1 protein-coding gene is annotated in these 245 nt (G+C 50.6%); it reads left to right on the plus strand.

Annotated elements, in window-relative coordinates; all coding sequences use genetic code 11:
* On the plus strand, positions 1–245 hold a 245-nt coding region (locus H4J57_RS19720), incomplete at both ends, for a PAS domain-containing protein (RefSeq protein WP_182244014.1).

Below are 245 nucleotides of genomic sequence, written 5' to 3' on the forward strand. Positions count from 1 at the left end.
CGTAAGGAGCAAGAAAGTGTCGCCCATGATTTAACCCAGTTAATCGATACGGCCAATGCCCCTATTTTTGGGATTGATGCCGCGGGTCTGGTGAACGAATGGAACCAGCGCGCCGAGCAGCTCACCGGCTTTGCTAAGATTGATGTCATGGGAAAAGATCTGGTGGCCGGGTTTATCACCGATGATTACAAGGCCTCGGTTAAAGGGATATTGGATAAAGCCCTGCAAGGTGAAGAGTCGGCTAA

Source organism: Colwellia sp. BRX8-7, from assembly GCF_014077275.1.
GTDB lineage: Bacteria > Pseudomonadota > Gammaproteobacteria > Enterobacterales > Alteromonadaceae > Colwellia_A.